The 21,473-nt window shown below is 44.1% G+C and carries 19 protein-coding genes; 6 read left to right on the top strand and 13 right to left on the bottom strand.

Annotation, left to right across the window (positions count from 1 at the left end; genetic code table 11):
- Window positions 1–4: 4 nt before the first annotated feature.
- Window positions 5–2,368 (bottom strand): 5-methyltetrahydropteroyltriglutamate--homocysteine S-methyltransferase, encoded by a 2,364-nt coding sequence (metE, locus tag WR49_RS01185; protein ID WP_046222787.1) that lies wholly within the window; start codon window positions 2,366–2,368, stop codon window positions 5–7.
- Window positions 2,369–2,649: 281 nt separating this feature from the next.
- Here metE and WR49_RS01180 point away from each other — a divergent pair, with 281 nt between their 5' ends.
- On the top strand, window positions 2,650–3,561 hold the full coding sequence (locus WR49_RS01180) for a LysR substrate-binding domain-containing protein (protein WP_046222786.1): 912 nt from the start codon (window positions 2,650–2,652) through the stop codon (window positions 3,559–3,561).
- A gap of 111 nt (window positions 3,562–3,672) precedes the next feature.
- On the opposite strand, the gene WR49_RS01175 is transcribed toward WR49_RS01180, so the two are convergent.
- Together WR49_RS01175 and WR49_RS01170 are read right to left on the bottom strand one after the other, a co-directional pair.
- A complete protein-coding gene (locus tag WR49_RS01175; protein ID WP_017055091.1) occupies window positions 3,673–3,873 on the bottom strand; it encodes a DUF4250 domain-containing protein in 201 nt (66 codons plus the stop codon).
- 113 nt (window positions 3,874–3,986) lie between these two features.
- Complete coding sequence (locus tag WR49_RS01170; protein WP_046222785.1) at window positions 3,987–4,667, bottom strand: hypothetical protein; 681 nt, start codon at window positions 4,665–4,667, stop codon at window positions 3,987–3,989.
- A 235-nt stretch (window positions 4,668–4,902) separates the two neighbouring features.
- On the opposite strand from WR49_RS01170, the gene WR49_RS01165 reads away from it, so the two are divergent.
- A complete protein-coding gene (locus tag WR49_RS01165) occupies window positions 4,903–7,311 on the top strand; it encodes a YgiQ family radical SAM protein (protein WP_077680244.1) in 2,409 nt (802 codons plus the stop codon).
- 113 nt (window positions 7,312–7,424) lie between these two features.
- On the opposite strand, the gene WR49_RS01160 is transcribed toward WR49_RS01165, so the two are convergent.
- Genes WR49_RS01160 through WR49_RS01150 form a run of 3 tightly spaced genes read right to left on the bottom strand, consistent with a single transcriptional unit; the run spans window position 7,425 to window position 10,379 of the window.
- Window positions 7,425–7,889: a GtrA family protein gene (locus WR49_RS01160; protein ID WP_046222783.1), complete on the bottom strand. Its 465-nt coding sequence runs from the start codon at window positions 7,887–7,889 to the stop codon at window positions 7,425–7,427.
- Window positions 7,876–9,363 (bottom strand): ArnT family glycosyltransferase, encoded by a 1,488-nt coding sequence (locus tag WR49_RS01155; protein ID WP_046222782.1) that lies wholly within the window; start codon window positions 9,361–9,363, stop codon window positions 7,876–7,878. Before WR49_RS01155 ends, WR49_RS01160 begins: the two co-directional genes overlap by 14 nt.
- Window positions 9,360–10,379: a glycosyltransferase family 2 protein gene (locus tag WR49_RS01150; RefSeq protein WP_046222781.1), complete on the bottom strand. Its 1,020-nt coding sequence runs from the start codon at window positions 10,377–10,379 to the stop codon at window positions 9,360–9,362. The genes WR49_RS01155 and WR49_RS01150 overlap by 4 nt, the downstream gene beginning before the upstream one ends.
- A gap of 125 nt (window positions 10,380–10,504) precedes the next feature.
- On the opposite strand from WR49_RS01150, the gene WR49_RS01145 reads away from it, so the two are divergent.
- The 4 genes from WR49_RS01145 (at window position 10,505) to WR49_RS01130 (ending at window position 14,453) form a co-directional block, all read left to right on the top strand.
- Window positions 10,505–11,182, top strand: coding sequence for a response regulator transcription factor (locus tag WR49_RS01145; protein WP_046222780.1), 678 nt, complete (start codon window positions 10,505–10,507; stop codon window positions 11,180–11,182).
- A complete protein-coding gene (locus WR49_RS01140) occupies window positions 11,179–12,477 on the top strand; it encodes a sensor histidine kinase (protein WP_046222779.1) in 1,299 nt (432 codons plus the stop codon). The genes WR49_RS01145 and WR49_RS01140 overlap by 4 nt, the downstream gene beginning before the upstream one ends.
- 92 nt (window positions 12,478–12,569) lie before the next feature.
- On the top strand, window positions 12,570–13,499 hold the full coding sequence (locus WR49_RS01135) for a pyridoxal-phosphate dependent enzyme (RefSeq protein ID WP_046222778.1): 930 nt from the start codon (window positions 12,570–12,572) through the stop codon (window positions 13,497–13,499).
- 216 nt (window positions 13,500–13,715) lie between these two features.
- Window positions 13,716–14,453: a dienelactone hydrolase family protein gene (locus tag WR49_RS01130; protein WP_046222777.1), complete on the top strand. Its 738-nt coding sequence runs from the start codon at window positions 13,716–13,718 to the stop codon at window positions 14,451–14,453.
- Window positions 14,454–14,525: 72 nt separating this feature from the next.
- On the opposite strand, the gene WR49_RS01125 is transcribed toward WR49_RS01130, so the two are convergent.
- From WR49_RS01125 to WR49_RS01100, 7 genes are all read right to left on the bottom strand, one after another.
- On the bottom strand, window positions 14,526–15,779 hold the full coding sequence (locus tag WR49_RS01125) for a D-amino acid dehydrogenase (protein ID WP_046222776.1): 1,254 nt from the start codon (window positions 15,777–15,779) through the stop codon (window positions 14,526–14,528).
- Window positions 15,780–16,009: 230 nt separating this feature from the next.
- Entirely contained in the window at window positions 16,010–16,936 is a 927-nt protein-coding gene (locus WR49_RS01120; RefSeq protein WP_017055078.1) for a LysR family transcriptional regulator, read from the bottom strand.
- A 244-nt stretch (window positions 16,937–17,180) separates the two neighbouring features.
- The gene (locus tag WR49_RS01115; protein WP_046222775.1) at window positions 17,181–18,158 is read right to left on the bottom strand and encodes a DHH family phosphoesterase; all 978 of its coding nucleotides are present in this window, start codon (window positions 18,156–18,158) and stop codon (window positions 17,181–17,183) included.
- Window positions 18,159–18,216: 58 nt separating this feature from the next.
- The gene (locus WR49_RS01110; RefSeq protein WP_046222774.1) at window positions 18,217–19,029 is read right to left on the bottom strand and encodes an ETEC_3214 domain-containing protein; all 813 of its coding nucleotides are present in this window, start codon (window positions 19,027–19,029) and stop codon (window positions 18,217–18,219) included.
- A 2-nt stretch (window positions 19,030–19,031) separates the two neighbouring features.
- Entirely contained in the window at window positions 19,032–19,202 is a 171-nt protein-coding gene (locus WR49_RS21410) for a hypothetical protein (protein ID WP_186667111.1), read from the bottom strand.
- A 77-nt stretch (window positions 19,203–19,279) separates the two neighbouring features.
- Window positions 19,280–20,773, bottom strand: a complete 1,494-nt coding sequence (locus WR49_RS01105) for a transglycosylase SLT domain-containing protein (RefSeq protein ID WP_046222773.1) — start codon at window positions 20,771–20,773, stop codon at window positions 19,280–19,282.
- A gap of 79 nt (window positions 20,774–20,852) precedes the next feature.
- Window positions 20,853–21,464, bottom strand: a complete 612-nt coding sequence (locus tag WR49_RS01100) for a lipoprotein (protein WP_046222772.1) — start codon at window positions 21,462–21,464, stop codon at window positions 20,853–20,855.
- Between the last annotated feature and the right edge of the window lie 9 nt (window positions 21,465–21,473).

The raw sequence follows: 21,473 nt of genomic DNA, 5'->3' as shown, positions 1-21,473 counted from the left end.
AAGCTTAAACTTCTTCTGACTCCCACTCTTTGCGCAGTGTCTTTGTCGCCGAGACTAAGTTAGTCAGTGCGGCTTCTGTCTCTGCCCAGTTACGAGTCTTTAATCCGCAATCAGGGTTTGCCCACAAACGTTCAGCTGGAATTTTCTCTGCTGCTTTCTTTAGCAAATCAACAATCCACTCTTGTGAAGGGATGTTTGGTGAGTGAATGTCATAAACACCGGGGCCAATCGCATTCGGGTAGTTGAACTCTTCAAACGCTTTGAGTAGCTCCATATTCGAGCGGGAGGTTTCAATGGTAATCACATCGGCGTCCAACGCGGCCACTGAATCAATGATCTCATTGAATTCGCTGTAACACATGTGAGTATGAATCTGAGTTTCTGGTTTAGCACTCGCCGCTGAGATCTTAAAGGCATCGACCGCCCACTCTAAATATTCTGCATGGTCACGTTTTTTCAGAGGTAGACCTTCGCGAATCGCTGGTTCATCGATTTGGATAATGTTGATACCCGCGTCTTGCAAATCAGACACTTCATCTCGCAGAGCAAACGCTAGTTGGTTAGTGATCTCTTTACGTGAAATGTCTTCACGCGGGAATGTCCAACATAAGATAGTGACAGGGCCTGTCAGCATCCCTTTCATCTGCTTCGAGGTCAGAGATTGGGCATAGGTCGACCATTCCACCGTCATCGGTTTCTCACGTTCTATATCCGCGACTACAATCGCTGGTTTCACGCAGCGAGAACCGTAGCTTTGCACCCAACCAAATTTGGTGGTTTGGAAGCCTGCTAGATTCTCAGCAAAATATTCCACCATATCATTACGTTCAGCTTCGCCATGAACCAGTACATCCAAATCTAAGGCTTCTTGACGCTTAACGGCATCCGCAATATGGCCTTTCAGTGCAGTGTTATATTCCGCTTCACTCAGTTTTCCGGTGCGGTAAGCACTACGCTGTACACGGATCTCTCCGGTTTGTGGGAACGAACCAATGGTTGTAGTTGGCAATAACGGTAAACCCAGCACCTCAGATTGGTGTGAAGCGCGTTCTGCATAAGGAGCACTACGCTCCGCTAGCGCTTTGGTAATAGTGTTAATACGAGCTTGAACTTGCGGCTTGTTCACATGAGTCGCGCTCTTGCGCGCAACAATCGGTTGGCTATACGTCTCACACGCTAAAATGGCATTTTGATCGCCGTCTAGCGCCGCACCCAATAAGCTAACCTCTGTGACTTTTTGTTTAGCAAAAGCAAACCAACTCTTCACTTCTTCGCTGAGTGTATCCTCTAACTCAAGGTCAACCGGGCTGTGCAGCAATGAACATGAACTTGCGACCCAAAGCTTATCGCCTAATTTCTCTTTCACAGGTTGTAGTTTTTCTAGCTGAGCGGCTAAGTCTGCTCGCCAAACATTGCGTCCATTGATTGCACCTGCAGAAAGCACCCAATCTTCAGGTAGCTTAGTCACCACTTCATCGAGTTGTTGCGGTGCGGCAGCCAAATCGATATGTAAACCGTTGACGGGCAGTTCCACGATTTTATCTAACGTGTCAGTCACCGAATCAAAGTAGGTGGTAAGTAATAACTTCACATCGCCTTGAATCACTTGATATGCCAACTTGAATGACTCTACCCATGGCTTTTCAAGTTCCAAAGAAAGGATTGGTTCATCGATTTGAACCCACTCAACGCCCAACTTAGCGAGTTTTGCCAGAATAGTTTGATAAGCAGTAAGCAGACGCGGGAGCAAGGTTAAGCGGTCAAAACCCTCTTCAACTTCTTTGCCGAGATATAAGTAAGACAGCGGGCCGAGAAGAACTGGCTTCACCTTATGCCCCGCTTTAATCGCTTCACTCACTTCATCAAACAGTTGTGGCCAGCTCACTTCAAACGAATCGTCCTTACTGAATTCAGGCACAATGTAATGGTAATTAGTGTTGAACCATTTGGTCATGTCAGACGCCGCAGCACCATCTTTAGCGCTTTCTGAGCCATGTTTCCCGCCACAACAAGTTGGCTGCTTTTGAGATTGTATTTGAGTTTGAGATTGCCCGCGACCAACGCGGAACAAGGTATCTAAGTCTGGGAAGGCTTTTTCGTCTTCGCTACCACCAGCGTGTCGCTTAGGTACATGACCTAGAAGTAACGTCGTTGTTAGAACATGGTCGTACCATGCGAAGTCACCCGCAGTTGCAAAGCTTAGATTCGCCTCAGCTTGTACATTCCAGTTACGATTTCTCAATTCGCTGCCGAGCTGCTTGAGCTCAGATTGATCAATCTCACCGCGCCAATACTTCTCTAATGTGAATTTAAGTTCGCGTTTTTCACCGATACGTGGGTAGCCAAGAATATGCGTTGTTGTAGTCATGAACCTGTTCCTTATTCAATAATTATTAGTATTTGTTCAGATGGCCTATCGTGATTTTCACCCTCACAAAAAGGCGTCTGGATGGCTAAACTATCTACCCAATCTGAATAATGAACAACGTCCAAATATTCATCTTGTTTATTAAAAATATTCATATTGAATAGACCAAAGATGAGGCCCTTAAATCCATCTGGACATCTAGACGTTTACAAATGATAAAAAAACCCGTAGGGTGATTATTAAGAAATATTGAATTGGCTTAGGGAATATGAGGAATACTCATGATAGAGCTTAAACATCTTCGAACATTGACCACCTTGAGAGACAGCGGCTCACTGACAGCAACGGCAACCTCTCTTCATCTGACGCAATCGGCGCTTTCTCACCAATTGAAAGACCTTGAGGCTCGTATTGGCGGTCAGCTTTTCCTGCGCAAAACTAGGCCAGTAAAATTCACCTCTGAAGGTGAGATTCTGCTTAAGCTCGCCGATGAGATACAACCAAGAATTGCTAAAGCAGAAAACGAACTCGCAAGCCTAAAAGAGGATGTGAATGGTCGTTTGCACATGGCGATCGAATGTCACTCATGCTTCCAATGGTTAATGCCCGCTTTGAAGGAATACCAAGTGGCTTGGCCAAGCGTAACGCTCGATTTTTCATCAGGCTTTGGTTTTGAACCGCTACCCGCATTAATGGCGGGCGAGCTAGACTTGGTGATCACCTCAGACATTCAGCCCCGTTCAGAGGTTCACTATGAACCACTCTTTGATTTCGAGATGCGTTTGATCACGGCTATTAATTCACCTTTAGCAGAGAAGCCAAGCATCGACCCACAAGATCTTAGTAATGTGACAATGCTTTCCTATCCCGTTCAGAAGCAACGTCTCGATGTAGTGAAACACTTTTTGCAACCTGCAGGTGTAGAGCCGAATAAATGGAAACAGGCAGATAACACATTAATGTTGGTGCAAATGGTATCAGCTGGTCTAGGGGTCGCAGCCCTACCAAACTGGGCGATCAGTGAATTTTCAAGACAAGGTTTAATCGCTAGTAAACCATTGGGCGACGGCTTATCGCGACGACTATTTGCTGCGGTAAGAAACTCAGAAAAAGACAAACGCTATCTACAAGCTTTCTTTAGCACAGCAAGACAGCAAAGTAAGAGTCACCTTGATGGTATTGAAGTCGTTTAAGATCGATACATGATGATGTGATACAAGCCAGCACTATAAGGAAGAAACAAAAAAGTCACAGGTTCGTTCTGTGACTTTTAAATGGTGTCGATTCATGAGCTAATTTATGACTTATCTCGAATAAGACTTAAACTGGTTAGTCAGTGGATCGTATTGATAGCCAAGCATATCCAACTTACCCACAACACTTTCTGTATCCATTTCATACATACTGATCAGCTCTTCAAAGCTATCGCACTCTAAACGAAGTTTCTCATTCACAATTCCAAGCAAAATAATGCTATCCAGACTTTTGACGTTGCTTAAATCCATCCCGTACTCCTTACGAACATACCGACTAAAGTTAAGTTTAGAACGCTTACCAAGGTCACGCTAAAAAATAGATCACACTTCTTAAATCAGATGAATGGTTACAATGCACAAAGTTACAGTGCCCAAACTGGCGTTAAACCAACAGCTGCCGCTAATAACATCAACAATGAAACCGTAAGCTGAAGCTTTTCAGGTGTCTTAACGAACAGTAAATGCCAACACCAAACCACGATGGAAGAGATAAGCAAAGCAAAGCTAAACAACAAGGTTGAAATAACAGGTTCTAGTTGCGCTTCAGACAGTGAATAAACGTTGATCACGGTCGCCAATACCACTAGCATGCCACTTAATACGCCCACAACAGGCAGAACGCGGTGAAATGCTTGTAAGCGCGTTCTTGCGATAGTCAGCAGTAAATGTCCGAAAGCAGCACCCAGTAAAGCCACTAGCAACACAGTCGTAATAATACCAACTGGATTTACCTGTTCGCTTGCTTGGATAACAACGTATGACAGCGCCAAACCACACGCAAGATACATCACCCAGATAGGGCCTGAGTCACGTGTCTTCTTAGTTTGAACTTGAGAATAGAAGTAAAAGATAGCGAATACGATCAGAAACGCTTCAATTCTCAATGAAGCAACAGCAAGCCAAAGCACGCCAATCGCAGGTAACATCTTGTGAATACGGCCACGTTGTCCCGGGCAAATATCCCCTTTTACCAAGATGAGGGTTAAGATCAGTTGGGCTCCCAATAGCATCGGAGCAAATTGTACTAATAATGATTCGACCATTATGGATCTACTTATTCAGACTTATTTTCGCGAATAATATCAAAAACTGCTGCGAACACTAATCAAAATAACAAATTAGCCACTCTACTTAACGCTTCAACTATGCTGAGGTGTAGCTCTTGTGTCTTATTTCACCAAAATGACTAAAGACACTAGAATTAACAAGGGCATGTTCTACTGGCTACTCTAGTCTCATGCCGCTATAATTCCCGCCTCAAAAATCAGAGGTTGAAATATGTACAGCAATATCACTCCTATTCACGAACACAAAAAATACTGGGCCGAGTGCTACGGAACCGCACCCTTTTTGCCTACCAGTAGAAAGGAGATGGATGCTCTTGGATGGGATAGCTGTGACATTATTATTGTAACGGGCGACGCTTATGTCGATCACCCAAGCTTTGGTATGGCTATCATTGGCCGTTTGCTTGAAGCTCAAGGCTTCCGCGTGGGCATTATTGCCCAACCTAAGTGGGACAGTAAAGATGCCTTCATGGAACTGGGTAGACCTAACCTATTCTTCGGCATCACAGCGGGTAACATGGACTCCATGATCAACCGCTACACCTCTGATCGCAAATTACGTCACGATGATGCTTACACGCCAAACAACGAAGGTGGCAAGCGTCCTGACCGTGCAACTCTGGTTTACTCTCAACGCTGCCGTGAAGCTTATAAAGGCACGCCAATCGTGCTTGGTGGTATCGAAGCAAGTTTACGCCGAGTTGCACACTACGATTACTGGTCAGATAAAGTCCGTCGCTCTGTACTGTTTGATGCAAAAGCTGACATTCTTCTTTTTGGCAACGCTGAGCGTGCGCTAGTTGAAGTAGCACACCGCATTGCTGACGGCGAAGACATGTCTACGCTGACTAATATTCGTGGTACTGCAATCAATATTGCAGCAGCCCCTGAAGGCTTCAAAATCATCGACTCTTCTCGTATCGAAAAGCCGAACAAAGCTTACGTGCCCGTAAACCCGTACGAAGTAGAAACGCAATGTGATACCAAGAAAGACGAAAAAGTGGAAGAAGTAAAGGCACAACCCATTGCCATTCGCCCTTCTCGTCACGATGCAAAAACAACTGCTGTTCGTATCCCTGCATTCGAAAAGCTAAACAACGACCGTATTCTCTACGCTCACGCTAGCCGTATTTTACACCTAGAAACAAACCCGTATTCAGGTCGTGCTTTGATTCAACGTCACGGAGACCGTGAACTTTGGGTTAACCAAGCACCAATTCCATTGACCACAGAAGAGATGGATTACGTATTTGGCCTTGCTTACAAACGTGTTCCTCACCCTATGTACGGCAAAGCGAAGATTCCTGCTTACGACATGATCAAAACCTCTGTGAACATCATGCGTGGTTGTTTTGGGGGCTGTTCTTTCTGTTCAATCACAGAGCACGAAGGTCGTATCATTCAGAACCGTTCGAAAGAATCTATCTTGGATGAAATCGAAGACATTAAAGATAAAGTACCAGGCTTTACTGGTACTATTTCTGACTTGGGTGGCCCAACGGCGAACATGTACCGTTTAGGCTGTTCAGATCCGAAAGCGGAAATTAACTGTCGTCGCCCATCGTGTGTGTTCCCAAAAATCTGTGAGAAGCTAAACACAGACCACCAGCACACGATTGACCTTTACCGCTCAGCGAGAAAAGTTCCGGGCATTAAGAAAGTAATGGTCGCATCAGGCGTTCGTTATGACCTTGCGATTGAGTCTCCAGAATACGTACGTGAACTTGTAACGCATCACGTAGGTGGTTACTTGAAGATTGCTCCAGAGCATACTGAAAAAGGCCCTCTGGATCTGATGATGAAACCGGGCATGGGCACTTACGATCGTTTCAAAGAGATGTTCGAAAAGTACAGCGCTGAAGCCGGTAAGAAACAGTATCTAATTCCTTACTTCATCTCGGCTCACCCGGGCACAGAAGATGAAGACATGCTTAACCTTGCGTTGTGGCTGAAAAAGCACAACTACGAGTGTGACCAAGTACAGAACTTCTACCCATCGCCAATGTGTAATGCAACGTCGATGTACTACTCAGAGACGAACCCTCTGAAGCGTGTGAAATATAAGAAGCGTGAAGATGTGCCAGTACCTAAAGGTGACCGTCAACGTCGCCTGCATAAAGCACTGCTTCGTTACCACGATCCAGAAAACTGGAAGATTATCCGTGAAGCGCTAATCGATATGGGTAAGAAGCACCTTATCGGTGACAAGCCGGGCTGTTTGATTCCGGAAGAAGACTTTGATGCACAAACACCGGCGCAACGTCGTAAGTCTGGTCGTCACGGCTCGCAACGTTTTGCAACTAAGCACAGTAAAGCTCAACCGGGTCTTGGCGGCGAAAGCCCACGTAACCATTCTAAGCCTGGTGGCAATAAGCCTAAACCGGGTGGTAAGAAGCCAACAGGTAGCCAAGGTAACGGCAATCAGGGCAACGGAAAGCAGAACGGTAATGGTAACGCGAATAAACCAGCGACTGGCTTCATCAAAAAAGCCCCTGCTAGTCAGCAATCTCAAGGCAATGGCGGCGGGAATGGCAAGCCAAACCGTAGCAAAGCGGGTAATGGTCAAGGTGGTAAACCTGCAAGTAACGGAAAGAATCGCCAGCGCGCAACACAGCGTTAATATAGCGACCCCATTTACTTGGTCATCATAAAAATACAAAGCGCAGCTATTTAGCTGCGCTTTTTTGTGTCTGTTACCAATATTTTCACTTGATTAATTGATTACAAGCGAGCTTAACGGGTGAAGACCCAATACTGACTAAACAAATAGTTGGTGACCATACCCACCAAGATACCAACCGCCATAGCGATAAACACAGCCCCAGCAAATGTAGGCAACAGTTCCATCATCAACTTAAAGCACAGTAAATTAGGAATCGCCGATATCGATGCGGAAAACATGAACTTTTGCCACTGAATCAGCTTTTCGGACCAACTCCCCTGACCTTTGAACTCAAAGGTCAGCACTCGATTACCAAACCAGGTTGTCGTTGCAGCAACGATGAAAGAGCCAATTCGAGCACTCATCAACGGCAGTCCAATAACGTAATGCAGCAACGCAAACACAGAGCAATCAACAACAAACCCACCAACCCCAACCACAGCAAATCGAACCACCTTGTGGTGAGAGCGTAACCTCTGACTGTGCGTTTGAAGCTTGTTGTTGAACATTCGTAACCCCGAGTTAACGCTGAACATCGCTGCCACTTTGAATGTGACTCAACGATAGATTTGGCTTGATGCTTGAGCTATGACAGCTGAATAAAGCACGCTTTATTTTCACCGTTGGCTCTAGAATACACGTTAATGCGTTCTCTTTAATCTTGGTTTCCACTTCAGACCTTTTACCAATCAGATAGAACTTATCAATGCCATCTAGTTGTTCGATATCAAGCAGTTTTTTTGCTTGCCCATGGCTGTAAAACTGCCCAGAGAACGGTCGTTTACCAACATAAAAACTTGGCGATGAATCGGTGATCTGTTCAAAGATAATACGGTCACTCTTCTCGTTCGCTTTACCTAAATTCAAGTAGACCATCGCAATCATTAACAGCACAGGTAGCACCAAAGCCACACTCGAAAACCACTTCTTATCTTTTTCAATTATGAGTATAGCAACCAACAAGCCAAGGGCCGGAATACCTGGTAGGACGTAAGCTGGGAGAATATTGCCCGCCATAGTGAAAAGAATCAGAGGTGAAATCAACCAACAGACAAGAAATGAAAACAAGCCGCGATTTTCAGTATTAATTTCTGCAATTTTCTTACGTCGAGCAAATGCCAATATAGGGAATACAATCGACCACGGCGCAGCCGCTTGAAGCCAAAACAGCCAGATCATACCTCTTGCTTGGTCATGGGCAGAACCATATAAATCGCCCTCCCAGCCACTCACAACAAAACGCTTAAAGTGCTCGCCAACAATAAAATAATCAATAAAGCCCGGTGTTGCCATTTCAGCCATGATGTACCAAGGCAAAGCAATCGCTAGCATCAAACCCAAGCCAGACAACAATGGAAAGCGTTGCCAAAGCACTTTGAAAGCGCCAAAGAAGCCATGTTGTAATACTAACCAAGGGAAAACTGCGATACCCATGATCACAATCGCTACTGGCCCTTTTGCAAGCAAGCCTAGTGCTAAACCAATGAAACCGACGTAGCCCCAAGATCGATTAGTCTTCGCATTAACTTCTCCCTTCGAACCCTCTCCTCCTAACCAACATAGATAGAAACCTAACATGGCAATGGTCATCGCTAACGTTAACGCCATGTCGGTCATCACAGCACCCGCCGCAATAGAGAAAATCCCACATGTCGCCAATACCACAGCCGCCACCAAGGCACTTTGTCCGGTACGCTTGGCCATGTACGCAACCAACAGAATCGTCGCGAAACCGGCTAGCCAGTGTGGCGCACGCACAGCAAACTCACTCAAACCAAACAGTTCAATCCCCGCTGCGCTCATCCATGTGAACAACGGTGGCTTGCCCCAGAAAGGGATGCCGTAATCAAATTGAGGTGTTAACCAATTGCCGGTTTCTACCATCAAGCGAGCCATTTCTCCATAGCGCGCTTCCGTAGTGTCCATTAAAGGGTATGTCGCCAGAGATAAGAGCCTTAGAACCAATGCAAAAGCCAACAAATACCATAGATGCGTTCGGTTCTGGCTCATGCTGACTCCTCTAATTTAAAATGTGTTTTCAATGCAGGGGTATCGACCACCGATTGGATCAGATACAAAGGACGGTTCTTGGTTTCAATGAAAATACGACCTATATACTCACCCATTAAACCAATACTCAGGAGTTGAATACCTCCAAGGGCAAGTTGCACGACCATCATTGACGGGTAACCCGTGATAGGCTCACCAAACATAATGGTTTTGAATACGATGAAGACGCCATACACAAAAGCAGTAAGCGCCACTAAACCACCAACGGCCGTCGCAATACGCAGAGGTCGGATAGAGAACGAGGTAATCCCATCCATCGCCAAACCGATTAACTTGAGGTAGTTCCACTTGGTCTCACCACAGAAGCGAGCATCACGCTTAAATTGGAGCGTCGCTTGTCGGAAACCTGGCCATGAAAAAATGCCTTTCATGTAGCGGTTGCGTTCTGGAAGCTGATTGATATGGTCGACAACCTCTCGGCTCAACAGTCGAAAATCACCCACATTCTCAGGAACATCAATCTTCGCAGCCACGTTCATGACTTTGTAAAAGCTTGCCGCTGAAAACTTCTTAAACCACGTTTCACCATCACGCTGGCTGCGCTGCATATTGACGACGTCATAACCTTCACGCCACTTGGCAATCATTTGCGGGATAAGCTCAGGTGGATCTTGTAAGTCAGCGTCTAGCAAAATCACCGCTTGTCCACGACAGTGATCAAGGCCTGCGCTCATCGCTGATTCTTTGCCAAAATTACGGCTTAAACCGATAACAGAAATTGAGCTATTGATTGAAGTGAATGAACTCACCAAATCCAAGCTGGTGTCTTTGCTGCCATCGTCGACATAAACAATCTCACTCGTGATAGGTAAACTATCGAGAACCTTAGTGAGGCGAGAATGGAACTCTTCCAACACCTCTCGTTCATCATAAAAAGGCACAATGATAGACAAAGAGACCGCAGGGTTAATCTGCGATGTGGATATCTCTGGGCGGCTAATATGAAGTTCAGACATAATATGTTCTTCTATTTTTTAATCTGGAGCCAATCTACCCTCCCATAAGTGAAAGTTATGTTATTGACATATTTTTCACGCTCACTCAGGATAATGTTACCGTCTATTTGTGTATGAGAATCAAAATGAAACGAGTTCTATTGGTCGAAGATAACCGTGAAATTTCAGGTGTCTTGTTTGATTATTTTGAGTGTATTGGCATGGAACTCGATTATGCGGACAACGGCGAACTCGGCCTGCAACTCGCGTTGGAAAACTCATTTGATATCATCATATTAGATCTGATGCTTCCGAGAATGGACGGTCTCACGGTTTGCAATAAATTGCGAGATCAAGGCAACGCGACACCTATTTTGATGCTGACCGCGTTAGATAGCCGAGATGACATGTTGAAAGGGTTTGAGCATGGTGCCGATGACTATCTCACCAAACCTTTTGATTTGGATATTTTGGAAGCCAGAATGAACGCGTTGGTTCGTCGTTACCGCGGAAAAGTGGCGTATTCTAAATTGCAGTTTGATGAGCTCACGATCGACCAAAAAACCCGTAAAGCCTACCGTAAAGACAAACTGCTCGCACTTAACCCAACCACTTACACCGTACTTGAGATGCTGTGCCAAAAAGCACCTGAGGTAGTGACTCGTGAAGATATTTCCTACAAGTTATGGCAGGAAAACGAACCCAACAACGATGTGCTACGCAGTCACATCTATCAGCTGCGTAATCAACTCGACAAGCCTTTCGACACGCAAATGTTAATCACTGTGCCTAAAGTTGGATTCCGCTTGGAGTCGTCGAATTGATCTTAAATGTTCTCACAAGCACCAAAACCTTAACCGGCCGCCTAGCGGTTTTTTTTGGGTTAATGGCGGTTATTGTATCGGTCTTTACCTACATAGTGTTTATGTCTGCGCTTTATCTATCAGAAGATCGCGTGGGGGAAAGACGCATCCTGATCGACCGTAACTATGCGGTTGGTTTATTCCAAGCAGGCGAAAGCGGTGAGTTAAGAATTGATGACCTGACAATCGCCTACAACGATCTTTCATTGATACCTGCAGAATACCTCAAGTACATTAAAGGCAAAGAAAGCTTTGTTGGCGAAGTAGGTGAAGAGCCTAACTCTCGCATGGTGTATGTAGGTGAGTATTCTGATAAAGGTCAAACCCACCCAATCGTTCTGCTTTCCGAGATCGACCGCGTCGAGTTTGATATTTACGAACTGGTTTATGCGACCACCTTTGTACTAACGTTACTCTCTATTCTAATTTTTAGCTTTGGTGCTCTGCTCTATCGGTTATCTAAACGGTTAATTGAACCCTTTAACTCTATTTCCGAACAACTGGAATCGAATAAGCTTAACCTCAATGAAGAATTTAGTGTCAATGACGACGCCGCGGTGGAGTTTCGTCAGCTCACTAACCAACTCAATCAGTATCGAAGAGAAATCAATTCCTTACTCAAGCGTGAACAGGCGTTTGCTCGTTACTCAAGTCACGAATTAAGAACACCGTTAACGGTCGCTCGTGGCGCAAATAAATTACTGCTAAGAAGTGAAACCACCGAATTTCAATCTCGCCAAATTGAGCGCATTGACGAAGCCATTGTTCAGATGTCAGAAATGGTCGATGCCCTGCTTGGTCTCGTTCGTTATGAAAGAGACATTGACGATACACCGCTACGTTTGTTTAGCCAGCAAGAGCTAGAGACTATCATTGCTAAAAATTCATTGCAGGCTGACGAGAAGGAAGTCGAGATAACCTTACAAGTTCAATCAGAACCAACCGTTCAAGCCACCAGCGCGCTCATGAATATGTTGGTCGGAAACTTGCTGAGAAACGCGATTGCAGCCACTAATAGCGGTACAGTAACGATCACCCTTTCCCAAGACAGTCTTGTTATTGAAGACCAAGGCGAAGGCCTGCAGGAGCAATACAACCCGAATGGACACGGGCTGGGATTATTGATTGTCGATGACTTGTGTCAGCGTTTTGATTGGGACTTTAAATTGTTCAATCGAAGCTGTGGTGGATGCACCGCCAAGATCACCTTTCAAGCCGATTCATCTGTGCCAATATCGAACGAAAACTTGATTTAGTTGGTTTACAGCCGCCTCTGGCTACTAGATACTCGTCCGTCCTATTTGATTTAAAAATGCTGGCTCTTTAGTCAGCATTTTGTTTAAGTGCGATGAAACTAAATAATAGCCCTGTAACTCAGCATCAATTTAACGACCACACCTTTTTCTTAAAGCGTGACGATCAGCTTCACTCACACTTTTGCGGCAACAAAGCCCGCAAGTTCATGAAGCTGCTGGAAGACGAACACCCAGAGACCACAACCTTGATCAGCTATGGTTCTGCGCAGGCTAACTCTCTGTTCTCACTCGCGGCACTGGCAAAGATCAAAGGTTGGACGCTTGAGTTTTATGTCGATCATCTCCCTCAGTGGCTACTAGAACGGCCAATAGGTAATTACCGTGGTGCAGTAGACCTTGGCGCGAAGGTGATTTCAGTCAAAGAGACAGGCTCTGAACTTCATCCACAAGCGTATATTGAGCAAGTGAGACAACCTGACTCCCACTGCATTGTATTACCTGAGGGTGGACGCTCTCAGCTTGCTGAGTATGGTGTTAAACAGCTGGCGATGGAGATACTGAGCTGGACTCGCTTCGAAAACCAACACGATTTTGTGGTCGCACTCCCTGCAGGGACAGGCAGCACTGCTCTCTATCTTCATAAGCATTTAAAGCTACACAACATCCCTGTATTAACCTGCGCTTGTGTCGGTGGCAGCGACTATTTAACGCAACAATTTAATGAGCTTGGTGAGTCCGATCATCCACAGATCTTATCGCTTAAAACCAAACACCACTTTGGAAAATTATATCAGCAGGATTATCAAACTTGGTTAGCTCTACAAGAGCAAACCGACATCGAGTTTGACCTGCTTTACGACCCATTGATGTGGCAATGCTTAGAACAATGGCAACAAGATAACCCAACTAAAACCATCATTTATATTCACCAAGGTGGCATCTTAGGTAACGAATCGATGTTGCCACGCTACCAGCGAAAATATCCAGACATGTGCCGAAGTACGACCAACGCTTCCTGGTAATTGCTCTCTTTACTTCTAATTCAAGCTATTGAATTTCCGTTTTCTGATAACACCGCCAAACAACCATCACACTTCATCGTGATGGTTGTGTAACGCAATTCCCTTCCATCTTTCACTCTACTCTTGCACTTCAAATTAGAAACAGAAATCTGGCGAGAATCATCGCGTTATCTATACTTTCGATTGGAACGTCATTGTCACCTGAAGGAATAACGCATGAGAAAACTCACTACACTCGGCCTGTTTTCAATTTTACTACCCTTTTCAGCAATTTCTGGAGAAAACGTCACTTACCAAGTTGACGGTATGGACTACGAAGGTTATTGGAGTGAAGCCAGCGACCAAGCGCCTTTGGTGCTACTCATACACGATTGGGATGGCTTAACCGATTACGAAAAGAAACGCTCTGAGATGCTCAACGAACTCGGTTACAACGTGTTCGCCATCGACCTATTTGGTAAAGACATTCGCCCGACGGAAGTGAAAGATAAAAAGCAACACACTGGCGAATTGTACAAAGACAGACAGAGAATGCGTGCGCTACTTAATGCAGGAGCCATGGAAGCTAAAAGACTTGGCGGCAACTTAGATAACAACGTGATGATGGGGTACTGCTTTGGCGGGGCCGCTGTGTTAGAAGCCGCTCGCGCGGGGATTCCTTCGAAGGCTTACGTTACTTTCCATGGCGGCTTATCAACACCAAAAGGCCAAGACTACTCGCAGACTAAGGCTCCAGTTTTCGTGTTCCACGGCACAGCTGATGCCATGATTTCAATGCAAGACTTTGGCAACCTTGCCGCTCAACTTGAAACAACCAAGGTTCCGCATGAAATGATCACCTACAGTGGTGCGCCACATGCCTTTACCGTGTTCGGTTCCAATAATTACCAAAATGAAGCTGACCAAAAATCCTGGGATAGATTTACCCATGTGCTAGAAACCACTACCCGATAAACTCCACAACAAAATCAGCCCATGCTCAATAATAAACATGGGCTGACTCGTATAACTAAGTACTTTGATGAACTACATGTAGCGATGGATACTCAAGTCATCTGATTTAATGTCACTATCAGAGCCACTGACCACACTCGCTAACAGCTTTCCTGAACCACATGCCATCGTCCAGCCCAACGTCCCGTGCCCCGTATTGGTGAATAGGTTCTTAATCGGAGTTTTACCGATGATAGGAGTGCCGTCTGGCGTCATCGGCCTTAAACCTGTCCAGTATTCAGCCTTAGAGAAGTCCCCTGCTTGTGGGAATAGATCTTTTATCACCATATCAATCGTGGCTTTGCGTTTTTCTGGAATCAGGTAATTAAACCCAGCAAGTTCTGCGGTACCAGCAATACGAATACGGTCATCAAAGCGAGTCATCGCCACCTTATAGGTTTCATCCATAACAGTCGAAGTTGGTGACTTATCTGCATTCACGATCGGTAGTGTTAATGAATAGCCTTTCACTGGATAAACAGGAATCGACAAATCGACTTGCTTCAATAGTTCTCGAGAATAGCTTCCTGAAGCAACCACGTAAGCATCCGCTTTGAACTCGCCTTGAGTCGTTGTAATACTCTCAATGGTTTGATTCTGATGATTGAGCTTGACCACTTCGGTATCAAACACGAACTGAACTCCGATTTGCTTGGCTTTCTCAGTCAAGGCTAAACAAAACTGATGGCAATCCCCAGTTTCATCATGAGGTAAATACAAACCACCAACGAGCCTATCTTTAACGTCCGCCAAACCCGGTTCCACTGAAAGGCACTGTTCGACTCCAAACAGCGAGTGCTCAATACCACTTTCATGTAGGAGCTTCATGTCTTGCTGAATCGCGTCCAGTTGCTTCTCGCTTCTGAATACTTGTAAGGTTCCCTTTTGTCGGCCTTCATAAGCCAAATCTTCGCTGGTCCTTAGATCAGTCAAACAATCTCGGCTATAATTTGCGACTCGTAACATACGCGATTTGTTCTGTGCATATTTAGCTTCGTTACAGTTGGCGAGCATCTTCGTCGCCCAAGAAACTAACTCTGGAGAAAGTGACGGCTTCACTTTTAGAGGCGCATGTTCTTGGGTAAGCCATTTCATCGCTTTCAATGGAATACCAGGCGCTGCCCATGGTGAAGAATAACCGTAAGAAATTTGCCCGGCATTCGCAAAGCTGGTTTCCTTACCACTGCTATCTTGACGATCAATAACTGTGACCGAGTGACCTTCTTTTGCCAAGTACCATGCGCTGGTCAATCCTATAACACCGCTGCCAATTACAATTACTTCCATTCTCTTCCCCTAATACCTACCCAGCAAAAGCTCAATCAGCTAAACACTGTTTTTAATTCAAATATTATTTTCGTTAATAATTTGTAACTTATTCGGCAGGCGTTGATTTAACAATAGAGGTTCCGTTGATAAAAAGTCAATTCAATTTAGAAACGAATTTGGAAGTTGGGAACTGTGATATTAGCGGTATTTAGAAGCTTGGGAGGAGTCGTTACATAAATCTATGATGCCTAAATATTGTAGGCATCATGACTCAAGAACGTTGCATTTTCGAGCAAAAAACCTAACAATGTTTCGGCTTGAAGCGTAAGTGCTCGGCCTTTTAAAGATTGAACCTTAACGGTTGCTTTCGAAAGCATTTCTAGCTCAGTCGCGACCACTTCAATTTGACCTGATTTGATTTCATCAATCACGGTAAGCTTTGGCATAAAGGTTACACCCAACCCTGCTGACACAAAGTTAGTGAGTGCCGTTACCGAGTTAGTTTGAAGCTTTGGTTGTAAAGTAAGATGAGATACCTGCTCAGCGTGTTTTACCAGCCTTCCCATTCCTGTTGAGTTATCGATTAGCGCGACAGAAACATCTTTAATATCCTGCAGTGTTATAGGAGCTTCTTTACTGGTAAGGAAGTGCCCTTTAGGTACGATAAGTTCCAGTGGGTGGCTACGCTCGACATGCGAATGCAACTTAGGGTGTGGAGCAGAAGCATAAGTGATTGCAAAATCTATCTGTTGATCTTCAAGCATTTTGACGGCATCAAGAGCTCCCGCAATCTCAATAGAAAGGTTGATATCGGGATAACGAGTCATGAAGGTTTGCATGGGTTTAGCCACCAAGTTGGTAATAAAGCCTTCACCAATAGCAATACTGACGTTACCCCCTTGGAGGTTTTTAAGCTTAGTAAGCCGAGCTAACACTGCCGCTTCTCCGCGAACGACAGAACGATAATAATTCAATAGTTCATTACCCGCCTCAGTTAACAGTGAGTGGCGGTTATTTCGCTCCCAAACTTTCATTTCCGCCTGAGCTTCAAGTTGCGTTAGCATCCTACTCATCGCCGCTGGGTCGACGTTCATCATTTTGGATGCGTTACGTAGTGATCCATATTTGGATAACGCATTTAAATATTCAAGCGCACGGATATTAAAGTGATGCATTCAACTACCTTGTAATTCGATTAACCCTAAACCAAGCGTCTCATAAGTTTGGCATTCAAATATATCCCAATTTATCGAGATCTCGTTTGCGCTTACTAACTTGTGCACCGAGTCACTTCAGACGAAATGTTGCTCGGCTATTCAGTTTGTTTCTCTGTCATAAATAAGACAAAAGCGACAGCTTTCGTTATCGCCTTTTGAGTTGATGCTACGTATCGAGCTACAAATATCTTCACGTGTGGACTTAGACATTAAGTACAAGGTTCGGTCGAATCAAATCATAGATGTAATCTAGTTCATCACTTTTTCGAAACTGATGGTTGATAATACCACCAGCCATATGAGGATGACCGCCACCAAAGCCAACGCCTTTATCGTTAAGCGCCCTTCGAACAATCTTCGCGACATTGTTTTTTGAACATTCGGAACGAAGAGAAATAAAAGTTTTTTCACTGTTTCTAGCAGTTAGAACGACGATATCGATCTCATCAACACTCAGCAGAAAGTCACCTAGTACACCAAGCATATTTTTAGGGCAGCCTTCAGGAAGTACAGCAAATGCAGCGTTTTTTTCACGACGTAAACTGTCGAGCATTGAATAGAAAAGCTGTAATTCGTGAAACTCTACTTGATTGCGACAAATCTTATTAACCATATCATTACAGGCCTTCGCTCGAAGATAGAGCAGTGCTTTTAGATCTGCAGCCCCCACCCCTCGGGTAAAGTCTGCGGTATCAAAGCTCAAGCCAACCAATAGCGCTGTCGCAATACTCTGTGGCATCTGTAGAGAAAAATAGCGGTAATACTCAACCATAATGGTTGCTGTTGAGCCATAATTTGATCGTATATCGGAATACCATACAAAATCAGGCGCTTTCACTTGATGGTGGTCGATCACTCCCACCTCTACCCCAGGAAAGTCGATAACATTTCTCTCACCAATACAACCATCAACAACAATAACCTTGTCATCTGGTTGTAATTTTAAATCTTTTGGTTCGTAAATTGGGATTTCTAACCAATTTATTAAATTTCTGAGTGACACTCTATCTATGTAACCATGAAATGTAATAAATGGGCGCAACCCCTTCTTTTTTAATAAGTATGCTAGTGCGTATGCAGAGGAGATCGCATCGTGGTCAGGAAAATCATGAGCTTGAATAATGATCCTGCTATCACCCTTAAGCCGCTCTAGAAATCTTTCGAACTTTAAACTTGCCATAATCCAACTTCTAATAAAGTTCTAACTTCGTAAAAATCTAGAACTGATGTGTTAATGGTTAACTCTTGTGAATTAAACGATATTCTGTGTTGGACAAAATAGCTTCTTCTAGTGCACCCACACCCAACGTGCTGTACCCGTAAAAATTCGGCTTCGCGTTGCTACGCAAAGACTGAACGCTTTCTACAACGTTCTCGTCCATTGTTAAGGCGTCTACCACTTCCAAAAGCAACTTCCTGTTCTCTTGTGACATCGGCGAAATAAACTCACTCGCACCACTGATTGATGAGTACAAGTAGCCAAATTCGCCACCATTATTCTCTTCAATGTAGTAGTTACCTGTTCTTGCAAACGATGCACGGATCTCATTGATACTTTCAATAGAACTAAACGTCTGTGCAAAAAACTCAGAACCACCTGCATGCTCTAATGTTTCGGGTTCGAAGCCATCGCCTGGAAATACAAGATAAGCAACAATGGCATTGTCTCTGGTGATCGCAGACAGGATGAAATTATCATCTTGATAATATTTGATCACATCATCACTGCTTGAGCGTTTAATATATACCGGAGCACCAAATGTTTGATCCAAAGTCTCAGATGAAGATCGAATATATATTTTATCTAACTTTTTATGCGATGGAATATCCGTCATTTGAGAAAGGCCAAAATCAAACATCTTTTCTAGTGCATCAAAGCTATCGTTGAAACCACCTAAAGCTATAGAAATAACTGATACCAAACCAATGGTACGAGCTAGGCCACCTTTCTTTTGCTCTTCTAGCAGTGACTCTTGTGTATCTTGAAGTTCTTGTAATTCGTCTTGAATATCTTTTGGAATGCCAGTATCCGTTCTCTGTTCTTCAGACATCTTTAACCTTTAATCTCGTTGATTTTACCTATTAATGCATCTTTTCCGTCTTCAGCTTGTTCTTGAACTCGCTCAAAAACGTCCGTATCCATAATATTTTCAATTTCATCGCTATAATTAAGGCCAAGATAAATACCAATACCGATAAACGCTAACGCAAAAATTTTAAACATTGTCACTCTCACCCATTAACTAATAGTAAAAGTACATGTCGAGAACATGTACTTTATTTTTGTACTGCTCATTTCTATTACTTGTATAGCGCTATCCGACTATTTACTTTCTTTAAGTAATTCTTTGTTTCATCATATGGCAAATTGGCTACCAATTGGTTGTAAACCTCTTGTGGTGTCATTTCATTAATCACCTTAGACGCTTTCCCAATACTGGTAGAGCGATCTTTATTAAATGCTCTCGCCACGTTGCCTGCACCAGTGTTGTAAGCGGCAATCACACAATACAAGCGGCTTTCGTCATTCCCGATCTTACGTAGATATTTGCTGTTTAAGATATCCAGATAAGCAGTACCGGTTTCTACGTTGATCACAGGTTGATATAAGTCAGCCACTTTCATAGGCGCATCTATATTGCGAAGTTGTTTGTTCACATCATGCCCTGCGCTGGTTGGTACTACCTGCATCAACCCAAACGCCGGTACGTGTGATTTGGCATCTGGGCGGAAAGCAGATTCAGAATGCATTATCGCCATAATCAATGCTGCATCAATTTCCCAATTTTTCCCCTCTTTTTCAGCCAACGCGCTATACTTACTCGCACGCGCTTTTAAGCTATTTTCAGGTAGCTTAACTTTATAACTGATCACCTTCTTCGGCTTAACGGGTGCTGCTGCGACTTCTAAAATAGGTTCAGATTTCACAAAGTCAGGCTGAGGGGCTTTTTCAACTGCAGTTTCAACTACTTTAGTCGGTTGCCTTACCTTTGGATCTGGCTTTAATTGAGCGACTTCCTTTGGTACTTCTACTTTTTCAATCGGTTTAACAACCTCAACTTTGGGCTGGAGTCGTTTCACTTCAATACCATATTTCTCACGCATTTCGTCATACAGTTTTGTTTGAGCAGCAATACGGTGTTGCGCTTTAGTCAGAAGTGCCCGTTTCTTATTGTAAGTTCGTTGATAAATAAATGATTCGGGGATACCTGTGTCAGACTGAATCAATCGCTCAGCTTGAACATCCAGTTCATTCATTTGGTTCTGTGTTTGTTGAATAACAAAGTCTTTTTCATCTTGCTCTTTTTCTAAAGAGTACCGCACCTTATGGCCTTCAGCTTTTAGTTCAGCTAAGGCAACACTCTGACCCGCTACTTCAATAGGAATATTTTTCACAAGAGCTTCAATCTCTTCAGATGTGCTCCCTTCATCAACTAAAACTGACACTGTCGCGGTATTATTTTCATAGTCGACTGCAGTCTTAACTTGATCGTCTTGCGAATAATCGACCTGCTTGGTTTTAGACGATACCTCCCCCTCACCCCAAGTCTTAATAAGGTCATTACGACGTTGATCAAGGTTGTTGGTGTATTCATCACGCCATGCTTCATATTCATCGAGATAAACATTCACGTAATCGTGGAATTCATTGATTTTGTCTTCTTGAGACTGACTTGCTTTAAAAACCGCACTATCTAATTGCTGCTTCTGGTCTTCTGATATAGCCAGAGCTTGAGAACTTAATGCTGCTGAGATGACAACAGCTAAGGCAGATTTATTGATCATTTTGTACATAGTTCACTCCAAGAGTGTAGAGATAAAAAAGGCCACTCAATTGGCGGCCTTTTTCACTTTGTTCACCGATATTATGCGGTTACTTTTTCAATGCTTCGAATGCTGCCGCAAGGTCTGCTGCTGCTTTTTCGTTGTTGAACTGATCCCACAATGCAGAATCTTCACCAGTAACTTCGTCGATAACTTTGTTCATGTTCGCATCGTATGCCGCTTGGTCCATACCGACTAGAACATACAAACCACCCGTTGGGCTTGCTTGGCTTACCAATACTCGGCTATTTGTAAGTCTTTTGCTCACTACCGATTTAGTGATGTTTTCAAATGCCTCTTGAATATTCTCAGTTACTAGTGTTACGCCTTCTCCAGCAGATGTTGAAACAGAACCGTCAGTAGCAGATTGAAATAGATTACTCACATCTGTTTCGAATTCCGCAGCTAGGTTGACACGAGCATTGTTCACGGCGATTTTGCGCATAACGCTCATACCTGCTGCACTTTTCTTAGCATAACCTGTTGCACCAATAGCTACATCCATAGGTACTACATCACAGATCCAGCCAGGGGCTTCGACAGTAGGTGCATCAGGGAACGTACATGACGCAAAATTCTGAGCTTGCTCTAGTGTATTGTTGTTACTTTGACAACCAGCAAGAGCAGCAACTAGTGAAGTTGTAATAATTAGTTTTTTCATATATTAAAA

Origin of the sequence: Vibrio sp. ECSMB14106 (assembly GCF_000972265.1) — a bacterium.
Lineage (GTDB): Bacteria > Pseudomonadota > Gammaproteobacteria > Enterobacterales > Vibrionaceae > Vibrio > Vibrio kanaloae.
The sequence above is the reverse complement of the archived record's forward strand: the minus strand, read 5'-3'. Positions and strand labels throughout refer to the sequence as shown.

Coding starts and splice junctions, on each gene's coding strand:
- metE (WP_046222787.1), bottom strand. CDS start 2,368: ATGACTACAACAACGCATATTCTTGGCTACCCACGTATCGGTGAAAAA.
- WR49_RS01180 (WP_046222786.1), top strand. CDS start 2,650: ATGATAGAGCTTAAACATCTTCGAACATTGACCACCTTGAGAGACAGC.
- WR49_RS01175 (WP_017055091.1), bottom strand. CDS start 3,873: ATGGATTTAAGCAACGTCAAAAGTCTGGATAGCATTATTTTGCTTGGA.
- WR49_RS01170 (WP_046222785.1), bottom strand. CDS start 4,667: ATGGTCGAATCATTATTAGTACAATTTGCTCCGATGCTATTGGGAGCC.
- WR49_RS01165 (WP_077680244.1), top strand. CDS start 4,903: ATGTACAGCAATATCACTCCTATTCACGAACACAAAAAATACTGGGCC.
- WR49_RS01160 (WP_046222783.1), bottom strand. CDS start 7,889: ATGTTCAGCGTTAACTCGGGGTTACGAATGTTCAACAACAAGCTTCAA.
- WR49_RS01155 (WP_046222782.1), bottom strand. CDS start 9,363: ATGAGCCAGAACCGAACGCATCTATGGTATTTGTTGGCTTTTGCATTG.
- WR49_RS01150 (WP_046222781.1), bottom strand. CDS start 10,379: ATGTCTGAACTTCATATTAGCCGCCCAGAGATATCCACATCGCAGATT.
- WR49_RS01145 (WP_046222780.1), top strand. CDS start 10,505: ATGAAACGAGTTCTATTGGTCGAAGATAACCGTGAAATTTCAGGTGTC.
- WR49_RS01135 (WP_046222778.1), top strand. CDS start 12,570: ATGAAACTAAATAATAGCCCTGTAACTCAGCATCAATTTAACGACCAC.
- WR49_RS01130 (WP_046222777.1), top strand. CDS start 13,716: ATGAGAAAACTCACTACACTCGGCCTGTTTTCAATTTTACTACCCTTT.
- WR49_RS01125 (WP_046222776.1), bottom strand. CDS start 15,779: ATGGAAGTAATTGTAATTGGCAGCGGTGTTATAGGATTGACCAGCGCA.
- WR49_RS01120 (WP_017055078.1), bottom strand. CDS start 16,936: ATGCATCACTTTAATATCCGTGCGCTTGAATATTTAAATGCGTTATCC.
- WR49_RS01115 (WP_046222775.1), bottom strand. CDS start 18,158: ATGGCAAGTTTAAAGTTCGAAAGATTTCTAGAGCGGCTTAAGGGTGAT.
- WR49_RS01110 (WP_046222774.1), bottom strand. CDS start 19,029: ATGTCTGAAGAACAGAGAACGGATACTGGCATTCCAAAAGATATTCAA.
- WR49_RS21410 (WP_186667111.1), bottom strand. CDS start 19,202: ATGTTTAAAATTTTTGCGTTAGCGTTTATCGGTATTGGTATTTATCTT.
- WR49_RS01105 (WP_046222773.1), bottom strand. CDS start 20,773: ATGTACAAAATGATCAATAAATCTGCCTTAGCTGTTGTCATCTCAGCA.
- WR49_RS01100 (WP_046222772.1), bottom strand. CDS start 21,464: ATGAAAAAACTAATTATTACAACTTCACTAGTTGCTGCTCTTGCTGGT.